This is a genomic window from Trichocoleus sp. FACHB-90 (assembly GCF_014695505.1).
Classification (GTDB): Bacteria; Cyanobacteriota; Cyanobacteriia; order Cyanobacteriales; family FACHB-T130; genus Funiculus; species Funiculus sociatus.
Map to the genome: position 1 here is coordinate 21,804 of NZ_JACJOK010000094.1, position 9,227 is coordinate 31,030.

General features: G+C 45.6%; 8 protein-coding genes and 1 pseudogene. 7 read left to right on the forward strand and 2 right to left on the reverse strand.

The window, feature by feature from the left end; all coding sequences use genetic code 11:
* Nucleotides 1–62: 62 nt before the first annotated feature.
* The 5 genes from H6F74_RS27580 (at nucleotide 63) to H6F74_RS27600 (ending at nucleotide 6,439) form a co-directional block, all read left to right on the forward strand.
* Nucleotides 63–1,922, forward strand: a complete 1,860-nt coding sequence (locus H6F74_RS27580) for a tryptophan 7-halogenase (protein ID WP_190445302.1) — start codon at nucleotides 63–65, stop codon at nucleotides 1,920–1,922.
* Nucleotides 1,923–1,964: 42 nt separating this feature from the next.
* Nucleotides 1,965–2,735: a DNA alkylation repair protein gene (locus tag H6F74_RS27585; protein WP_190445303.1), complete on the forward strand. Its 771-nt coding sequence runs from the start codon at nucleotides 1,965–1,967 to the stop codon at nucleotides 2,733–2,735.
* 10 nt (nucleotides 2,736–2,745) lie between these two features.
* Nucleotides 2,746–4,230, forward strand: a complete 1,485-nt coding sequence (locus H6F74_RS27590) for an amidase (protein ID WP_190445304.1) — start codon at nucleotides 2,746–2,748, stop codon at nucleotides 4,228–4,230.
* A gap of 244 nt (nucleotides 4,231–4,474) precedes the next feature.
* Nucleotides 4,475–5,710 (forward strand): cation:proton antiporter, encoded by a 1,236-nt coding sequence (locus H6F74_RS27595; RefSeq protein ID WP_190445305.1) that lies wholly within the window; start codon nucleotides 4,475–4,477, stop codon nucleotides 5,708–5,710.
* Nucleotides 5,711–5,776: 66 nt separating this feature from the next.
* On the forward strand, nucleotides 5,777–6,439 hold the full coding sequence (locus tag H6F74_RS27600; RefSeq protein ID WP_190445306.1) for a PEP-CTERM sorting domain-containing protein: 663 nt from the start codon (nucleotides 5,777–5,779) through the stop codon (nucleotides 6,437–6,439).
* Between the two features lie 244 nt (nucleotides 6,440–6,683).
* On the opposite strand, the gene H6F74_RS29555 is transcribed toward H6F74_RS27600, so the two are convergent.
* A complete protein-coding gene (locus H6F74_RS29555) occupies nucleotides 6,684–6,995 on the reverse strand; it encodes a transposase (RefSeq protein ID WP_199301681.1) in 312 nt (103 codons plus the stop codon).
* Nucleotides 6,970–7,335, reverse strand: coding sequence for a transposase (locus H6F74_RS29560; protein WP_199301683.1), 366 nt, complete (start codon nucleotides 7,333–7,335; stop codon nucleotides 6,970–6,972). Before H6F74_RS29560 ends, H6F74_RS29555 begins: the two co-directional genes overlap by 26 nt.
* An 85-nt stretch (nucleotides 7,336–7,420) precedes the next feature.
* Here H6F74_RS29560 and H6F74_RS27610 point away from each other — a divergent pair.
* Together H6F74_RS27610 and H6F74_RS27615 are read left to right on the forward strand one after the other, a co-directional pair.
* A pseudogene (locus H6F74_RS27610) lies at nucleotides 7,421–7,600 on the forward strand (transposase); the annotation flags it as partial.
* 1,346 nt (nucleotides 7,601–8,946) lie between these two features.
* The coding region (locus tag H6F74_RS27615; protein ID WP_190445307.1) for a hypothetical protein at nucleotides 8,947–9,227 on the forward strand (281 nt) is incomplete at its 3' end.

The window sequence follows — 9,227 nt, forward strand, 5'->3', positions numbered from 1 at the left end:
AGGTGAAGCAGGATGTCAGCTAGATCGAGCAGCATTCTTTAACGTTGAATAAAGTAAGAGCAATGATTTCACAACAAGTTTACGATGTAGTCATTATCGGAGCAGGGTTTGCAGGCAATTGTCAAGCTAGACATTTACTACTCAATATCCCTAACATCAGAATTGCTATTGTTGACCCCCGTCCTGTAGTTCGTTCAGAAAAGGATCTGAAGGTTGGTGAATCAACCGTTGAGATCAGCGCAATGTTTCTCTATAAGGAGTTGGGACTTCATGAATATCTGATAGAAAATCATCCTCCTAAACATGGGTTGAACTTTCACTGGCCAAAGAACCCACAAATTACTAAGAGTACGGATGATTATTACCATGTCTGGACAAATCGTCCCCCCTTGCTGCCGAGCTTCCAAATCAACAGAGCTAAACTTGAGCAAGATTTGTTGAGGATGAACCGTGAAGCTGGGGCTACCTTTTATAACGGTCGTGTCATTGACGTGGATTTAAGCCCCAAAGATGAACTTAAGCCAGTCTGGATTAAGCTTGAGGAGCAGAAAATTGAAATTCGGGCAAAACATATTATCGATGCCGCTGGACGCCGATTCCTCATCGGTCGTAAAACCAACAATCTCATTTTTGAACCAGAACATCTCTATGGAATCAACACCGGGTCAGCCTGGATTCGAGTCAAAGGTGTAAACCCCAAAATCTTTCACAGCGGATATGACCCTCTCAATGGTACAGCTAGTCACTACTATGGCACAAACCACTGGTTTGGATATGGTCACTGGGTCTGGATGATCCCCATTGACAGTAATGAAATGGAACTGTCCATTGGTCTGGTTCATCACCACAACATCATTGAGTCAAAGAAGGTCAACACCCAAGACAAATTACTGGGGTTTCTGAAGGCTAATCACACTGTTATTTATAACTTGATTAACAGTGGGGAATGCGTTGATTTTAACTACCTTCCCAGACTTGCCCATACCAGTAAAACTATGTTCTCTGAAGATAACTGGTATGTGATTGGCGAGGCTGCAAACATGTTTGACCCGTTCTACTCTTCGGGTTTAGTGCTAACAGCAATTGCAGTTGAGAGTATTACAGGAATTATTGCTGCCAAGCTTGCTAATGACCCGAAAGCTGAGCAAATGCGAACCCTTTATAACGAGTTCAACTTGACCTACGCCCAGGTTTATAACCGAGTTTATCAGTATCATGAAAAGCACTTGGGCCATGCTGGTGTCATGAGTTGGCGGATCTACTTGGAGAACATGTTCTGGTTTGGGGTTGTCATTCCGATGTATGTCGGCAAGTGGCATCTAGATCTTGATTTTGCTAAGCAGATGGTCAAAATAGCCGAATTGCTGGTGATTAACCCGAATGGCGTGTATAGCGACTTTTACAAGCAGTTTAGCGAGATTGTTGAATCTAATCGGCATATTGGATTCATCGATATGGCACGAGCAGACCAGTTGTTTAAGGGGTATGTCCCAACAAAGTTTTTTGACAGTTTCCTAGAGAATACTAAATTTGAACCACGCCACTGCAATGTGTTTGCAGGTGCGAAGTCCACCTTCTTTTTTGCAGCTTTACTCTATGCGAAGCTACGACTAAGGGGATTTGGAATATTAGGGGTTTTGGCTCCGAAAACCCTATTTCGCTTTGTTCAACTGCTGGCATGGTCTGTTGGGGTTGCGATCGCAGAGCAAATTTACCTGTTCAAGATGAAGAATGTCCCTAACAACAGTTTGTCCGCTGCGGTGAAACAAGAGTTTGATGCAACTTACCGCTACCAACCTAAACTCCAGCCCTGGGAGGCCGAACAGACCAGTACTCTGCAAGACCAGGAAGTCAGACGCCAAGCTGTTGAGGTTTATGATGCTAATGAGTTTGACGCTAGTCCAGCTTCAGTTAGGGTGTAGGTGTTGTTGAGCCTTGAATGAGGTTAACCGGCAAGATTAATTATGGCAAGTCGTAAAGGAGCCAAGCGCCCAGTAGATGTCCCGGTTGAGGTTCTACAGCAGTTAAATTCCGGCGAAATTGAGGCTGTAAACCTGTCAGAGTGTCTTGCTGTTGATTTCGTTACTTTGATGGGTCATGTCGTGCCGGAATTGACTAGCGCAGCCAAAAGTCGAATTCAGCCATCCAATGGCATCACTAAAAGAATGCTTGTTGCTGGAGAACTGCTTCTAGAGCATCTGGGAGCGGAAGGTTTCCAACGTCTTGCCTCTCACCCTTCGGATACTGTTCGTGGTTGGGCAGCCTACATGGTTGCTACGATCCCTGACATGACCCTAATCCAACGCTTAGACATGATTCGTCCACTGGCTGCTGATAACCACTTTGGAGTACGAGAATGGGCTTGGTTAGCGCTGCGTTCCCACATTGCAACACAGATTCGCGATGCGATCCGGGTGATGACTGTCTGGTTGGGGGAGAGTTCCCCCAACCTGCGGCGGTTTGCGATTGAGAGTACTCGACCACGCGGAGTATGGTGTTGTCACATTCAGGAGCTGAAGGATAATCCGGAGATAGGACTGCCTCTGCTGGAGCCAGTCCGAGCAGATGCCTCCACCTATGTCCAAGACTCAGTTGCCAACTGGCTTAATGATGCTGCTAAATCTCGACCTGATTGGGTACAGATAATCTGTCGGCGCTGGCAGTTGGAAAGTGATACTCCTGAGACTACTCGAATTTGTACCAGGGCGTTACGGAGCCTGAGAGATAGTAAGTGATGAAACCTTGATGAACAACCTTGTTTTTAGTCCAGCTTACCAACTTGCTACAGCAATTCGCAGTCGGCAAGTATCTTCTGTAGAGGTTTTAGAGGCGCATTTACATCAAATTGCCAAACATAATCCGACGTTGAATGCAATTGTGACGCTAGACGAGGAGCGGGCAAGGCAGCGGGCGAAAGAGGCCGACGAGGCGATCTCTCAAGGGGTAATCTGGGGGCCGTTACATGGCATTCCTGTCACAATTAAAGACTTCTTTGAGACGCAGGGATTACGCACGACCTGTAGTTACAAGCCACTGGCAAACTATATCCCCCAGAACGACGCAACCAGTGTTGCGCGGCTTCGCAGTGCTGGCGCAATCATCTTGGGCAAGACCAATCTACCTTACTTGGCACAAGATTTCCAAACTGACAGCCCTCTGTTTGGTCGGACGAATAATCCTTGGGACTTAGACCGAACTCCGGGTGGTAGTACAGGGGGTGGAGCGGTAGCGGTTTCAGCTGGGCTTTCCCCTTTGGAACTGGGCGGTGACGGAGGAGGTTCTATTCGCATCCCTGCTCATTTCTGTGGAGTATTTGGACTCAAGCCGACCGAACACCGAGTCTCAACAGCAGGACTGATTTTGGGATTACCAGGAGGGATTAAACCTTGGCGACATCAGGCTGTTGTTGGGCCTCTAGCTCGTTGTGTTGAAGATTTGCGGCTATGTCTTTCTGTAATAGAGGGACCTGATGAGCAGGAATGGGAAGTTCCGCCAGCTCCTCAAGAGACAGTAGCTCAACTTAATCTCTCAAGCCTTCGCTTTGCCTGGTCAGACAATTTCGGCGGTGTTCCAGTCACTGCTGAGACTCAAGAAATCTTAGAAAAGCTGGCTATCACACTAGAAGAGCAGGGATGTTGGGTGGAGTATGCTAACCCGCCTGAGTTTGATTTCGAGGCAGCTTGTGAAATCTATGGAGAAATTGCTGGGGCTGAGATTATTGCAGCTGAACCTACACACCGTCGTCGGCAATGGTGGCTGCTCTCATGGCTTCTCTCCCAACGATTCAATCCTGAACCGATGGTTCGGGGTTTTAGTAGGGCTGGGGCACTGAGTATGAAGCGATATGCCGAGGCTCTTACCCGACGGGATGTACTTATTCAAAGGATGGAACAGTTCCTTAGTAATTGGGATGCTTGGATCTGTCCAGTTACTCCTGGCGCAGCCTTCAGGCACCACAAAACACTAAAGGTGTTTGGGTCTCCCTTTGGTGGGTCAATTGAGGTCGATGATACAACAGTCCCCTACTGGAGTTGGGGAACCTCTTATACCTCAGTTTTTAACTTAACTGGGAATCCAGTCGTCACAATTCCAGTGGGCTTTACAAAGACAGGCTTACCCATTGGGGTGCAACTGGTAGGACGGCGCTGGCAAGATATGAGGCTACTTTCTGTAGCCGAAGCCGTAAGCCAATTGACTGGTTCGATTGCTCAAAAACCATTGGGATACTGATTGAATCCAACGTCCACCGTGGTGAACATAAACACTATCGGCTCATCTGAACACCTGATTTGTGTGCAAAGTCAAGTGAGATCAAGGCATTAGCCGCTCTTGAAAAAAATCACACCTTCCACTTTTGTCAGCTAACCAAATCACAGAAGTAAAGTTGTCAAAGCTCTATTGAGTTTTGTTCCAAGTCGATTTTTGCGGTTCATCCTTAAGTAGTGCTACTCATTTTCAAGGAACAAACTACACTATGTCTACCTATTTAATTAGCCTAAGTACTTACAATAAATTGCCGTTAACCGAGCCAGTTTATATTGTTTGTATTTTGCTACTAATCATCGGAATTGCTCCCCTATTCGCAGAACGCTTACGAATTCCACCGCTAGTACTACTGATTATTTTAGGGACAGTTTTTGGTAGTAATGTTCTAGGAGTTTTAGCGCGAGATGAGCGGTTAGTTCTATTAGAAAAATTTGGACTGCTTTACATCATGTTATTGGCAGGACTCCAGATGGACTTAAGTAATTTTAGACGTTTGGGTGTGCGCTCGCTTATTTTTGGACTACTCACCTTTGGCATCCCACTAACTGTAGGAGTTATAACTGGACAACTAATGGCGTACGGTTTTCTCACCTCTCTGCTCTTAGGAATTCTGTACTCGCCTCACACACTCGTGTCTTACCCAATCATGACGAGATTAGGGATTGCCCAAGAAGAAGCGATTGGCGTGACCGTGGGTGGCACAATTGTAACTTCAATTTTGACCTTGATTGGGTTATCTATTGTGCAAGCGCTCGTAGGCGGTAGTATTAGCATGCTGGCCTTGATTAAGCTTGTGGTTTTGTTACCTGCATTTGTGTTGGTATTCCTTTGGGGAATACCAAAATTAGGTCATTTCGTCTTAAAAACATTTGAAGAATCCTTAACAACTCAATTTGTTTTTGTTCTCACTTGCTTGTTTGTTGCTGCCTCTGTCACATTGTTGTTAGGTATTGACTCAATTGTTGGAGCCTTCATTGCTGGACTTGCATTAAATCCACTAATTCCTCTTACCAGCGCCTTAATGAATCGTATCGATTTTGTTGGAAATAGTTTTTTTATTCCAACTTTCATGATTTCTGTAGGCGTACTGTGTAACCCTGCTGTTTTATTTATCCACCCTGAAAATTTAGGACTTGCCTTAGCTGTAACTAGTGGGGCCGTTGGCGCTAAATTTTTTGCGGCATGGTTGGCAGGTCAAGCGATTAAGTATTCATTTGCAGAAGTGATGGTGATGTTTAGTCTGACGATGTCTCGCGCTGCTCTGGTATTAGTGATTGCCCTATTCGGCAAAAGTGATGGGCTGCTCAATGAGGGAACTTTCAACGCTATTATTCTTTATATCGTTGTCACTTGCCTTGCTGGTCCCCTCGTTGCAGATGCATTTGGTAAACAGGTTGCAGCAAAGATGGGAAGATGCTCCCAGTGCGAGATACCCATTCCCTAAGAACGAAGTATCGTGCATTTTATTTGATATAGCTGGATGAAACAGAAACAAGGGGGTTAGCACATCATGCTCAGACAATATACTGCATGGCTTGTTCCGGTAGCTTTCACTTTAGTCGGTTTTGGGCCGAGTGTAGAAAGCGCGAGGGCGCAGATTACTTATCCATTTAGCGCAAACTACGACCTATTAGCCACTTCTAGCCCTATCACGCCGGAAGTCTTAGCGGCATCTATTTCAGGGGAGAGTACTGACGCCCTTTACGGTTTGAGCCAAATTAGCGGTCTAAATTACGCCCAAATTGACTTTACTACCGGCCTTTTCCGCTTTAACACAGATCCAACAACGTTTGGCTTACAGAACTTACCATTTGGCGAGTTCGTGTTCTTTGGAAGCGGCAGTAACAACAAGTTATTTGCTACTGAGAACGACACCGGGATGATTGACTTTGAAACCCTTAGAGTTACCGCTTCTGGTGTTTTTACCATCACTGGCGGTGAAGGCATATTCACGGGCGCTATCGGTCAACTGGCCTTGTTCGAGGAATATACACTCAGCCTCGATCCAACTGTTCCTACCAGAGTCAAGGCTTCCCTGAATGGCTCCATTCAAGTATTTGCGAGTCAAACAGTTCCGGAACCGAGAACTGCAATGGCGCTAGTTGGCATGGGTGTGATTAGTACTGGTGTCCTGGTCTGTCGGCGCAAACTTCAATCCACTTCTGACGTTTAAGTACAATTATATGCAAAGGGTAGTGGTATAGAAGTAGTGATAAATCCACTTTCACCCCTACCGTACAAGGCTTTGAGCATTAAATATCACTACCTGTTTACCGCTACCATGCAAAGAAAGCAAAGGCGATAACTAAGAGGATGTTTTTAAAGAGTCAACTTCAGTTCTGAAAGCTACCTTAGTAGGAGACTACGTAGTCTCAAACACTCATTCGGTCGTAGTAAACCCTCAGTAGTTGAGGTAGTCAAAGTCGGTCAAGGGGACTTTTAAAACATCCTTTAAGGACGATTTCAACAATCCACTGAAACATATCCATCACCCATCCCATAAAGTCTTCCCCGCGATATCCCCCATCCATCCAGATCGTATGCAATCGTTTTACTCTATTTCCCATGCCATGAACTCGTTTAAGAACTTTTTTAGCTCCTTGAGGCTCCGGAACACTGGCAAATGTGACCAAGACGCGCAAAACCAACCCTAACAAATCCACCGTCAGATGTCGTTTACGCCCATGTATCTGTTTAAGAGCGTCATAACCCACATCTGTCGAAATCATTGTTGCTGTTTCTACTGATTGGCACACGAGCGGCAACTTCTGATGGACTAGGTTCTCTCCCGGGGGCGGCCCGAACCCACTGATAAAGTTGATCTTGAATCTTCAACCAAGTACCATCTTGGCTCCATCTCCAGAAATAACCATAGACGGTTGACGAAGCTGGAAAATCACCTAGTAAGGCTCGCCAGGTACAACCCTGACACAGTACATAAAGAATTGCATTGACCACCGCCAACAAAGATACACTGCGCTTCCGTCCACCTGGTTTTGCTGGCGGAAATAGGTCTGCAATTAATTCCCACTGTTCCCATGTCAGATTACTAGGATATGCTTTAGTCATTTGCTCACAAGGTGCTGGGATCTACAATATTTCAGCTTAAGCTTTGTGAGCTTTCTTACCGCAGCCTCCCCTTTTAAAACATTCTCTTAGACCATTGGAGAAGAAGGGTTTTACCCTATTACCAAAGCGGTGGGTTGTTGAAAGAACTTTTGGATGGCTCAATTGCTCTCGCCGTTTAAGTAAGGATTATGAAAGATTACCCGAAACATCAGAGACTTTTATCTATATCCCTATGATTCGGATTATGGTTAGGCGATTAGCATAATTTTTGACTCACTTTGACTTTTAAAACATCCTCTTACAAAGGGCGGAACTACAGCGTTACTTTTTTTCCAGAAGTATTTGATGAGATGCCTTCGCTACGGTTGATGAGTTTTGGGGAGCCCTTATTTGAGGAGTTGTTGAGTAGGTTCAAATCCTGGGTTGGGTCGTAGCCAGGACTATTGAAGGGAGAGTAGTCAGCACAAGAAGGAATTTTTTAACTATAAATACTCAGCGGAGCGCGGTATACTGCGCTCATCAAACTCCCTGTCGTTTGTTGCTCCTTAGACAATCTAAGAGTCGTCTTACAACTTGCTTTGGCAACGCGATCGCTCAGAGCTAATAGCCTACACTCAGCACTAGAGGAAATTTTTCAACTGTAAAGACTCCATGAGCGCGGTATACCGCGCTCATTAATCTCCCTGTAATTTGTTAGCTCCTTAGACAATCCTTGAGTCGTCTTACGACTTGCTTTGGCAACGGCATCGCCTAGAGTTAATAGCATTGATTACTGGACTACCAAAGACCTTAATCTAAGTGAGTTAAGGCGGTTACAATCTGCCGAGGAAAGGCTGGGCGATTGAGAAATAGCGTTGAGGACTTCTAAGAGTGCTGTGGGGCCGAACGCGCTCAGGTAGGTTCTACACACGTCAGAGCGCAACCATATCGGCTTAGCCATTCGTACCTTCTTCACTGGGAATTGCATTGGTTCGCGGCTGGCATCAGTTGATACAAGCCCAAACTGGCGGTCGTTCGGGATGCAGTCTGTGCTGATCTAGATGCGACTCGTCTCATTCTCAAGCCAACTGCATAAGTCCTGGAATTTATTAAATTTTACTTATTTGTGACTCTGACAAGTAATCTTAAAGGTTTTGCATGATCATTACAGGTTTTTTATGGTCTGATGGATTAAGGCCTCAAAAACCGATGGTAATCATGAACCAAACCAGATTTACTTCCAACTCTACCCAGACCCAAAAAAGAAAAAGTTTGGTAGTCTTCGCTGTTTAAGTTCTCGGAAGCAGTGTTAGCCATCGCCTAGGCCTTGTCAGCCTAAACAAGCATTAGCCTCAAAAAACCAAAGCCAAAACACTGCGTGAGTTCTTCGTAGCAGTGAGAATACCAAACTCAAGTTCAAAATCTTACTTCCAGGCTAACAGGCTTCCACCACGAATAAAAGCAGCGGCGACTATCTCGTTAAACAAAGAGGTAGCCTCCCATGTTCAAAAACCTTGTAGCCAGAAGCGTTTCAGTCCGCTCCATCCTCGGAAAATTTTTTCAGTCATCTGCATCCTTTTTTAAGAGCCTCACCCAGCAATCCACTTCAATATTGCTGGTGGGAGGTGCGTCATGAGTAATTTCCTACCCCTCAAAGGAAATTGCCCGGTCTGTAACGGTATTCGTAAAGATTGCCGCCAAAGTAAATCGACCGGATTAGTCCATTGCCTTAATAGCGTTGCTAACCCGTCGAATTACTTATTTCGAGGTACAGATAAACTAGGCTTCGGGATGTGGGCCCAAAAAGCCGAAGTCGAAGCCGCATCCCAACAGCAGCGAGAAGAGTGGCGACAGCAGTGCGAAAGAGAAAAACAACGGTGGTTAGACGCAGAACGCGCTCAAAGATCCCAACT

Bases quoted from the DNA above. Each gene is read 5' to 3' on its own strand.
- H6F74_RS27580 (WP_190445302.1), top strand. From the start codon at position 63: ATGATTTCACAACAAGTTTACGATGTAGTCATTATCGGAGCAGGGTTT.
- H6F74_RS29555 (WP_199301681.1), bottom strand. From the start codon at position 6,995: ATGATTTCGACAGATGTGGGTTATGACGCTCTTAAACAGATACATGGG.
- H6F74_RS27590 (WP_190445304.1), top strand. From the start codon at position 2,746: ATGAACAACCTTGTTTTTAGTCCAGCTTACCAACTTGCTACAGCAATT.
- H6F74_RS27595 (WP_190445305.1), top strand. From the start codon at position 4,475: ATGTCTACCTATTTAATTAGCCTAAGTACTTACAATAAATTGCCGTTA.
- H6F74_RS27585 (WP_190445303.1), top strand. From the start codon at position 1,965: ATGGCAAGTCGTAAAGGAGCCAAGCGCCCAGTAGATGTCCCGGTTGAG.
- H6F74_RS27600 (WP_190445306.1), top strand. From the start codon at position 5,777: ATGCTCAGACAATATACTGCATGGCTTGTTCCGGTAGCTTTCACTTTA.
- H6F74_RS29560 (WP_199301683.1), bottom strand. From the start codon at position 7,335: ATGACTAAAGCATATCCTAGTAATCTGACATGGGAACAGTGGGAATTA.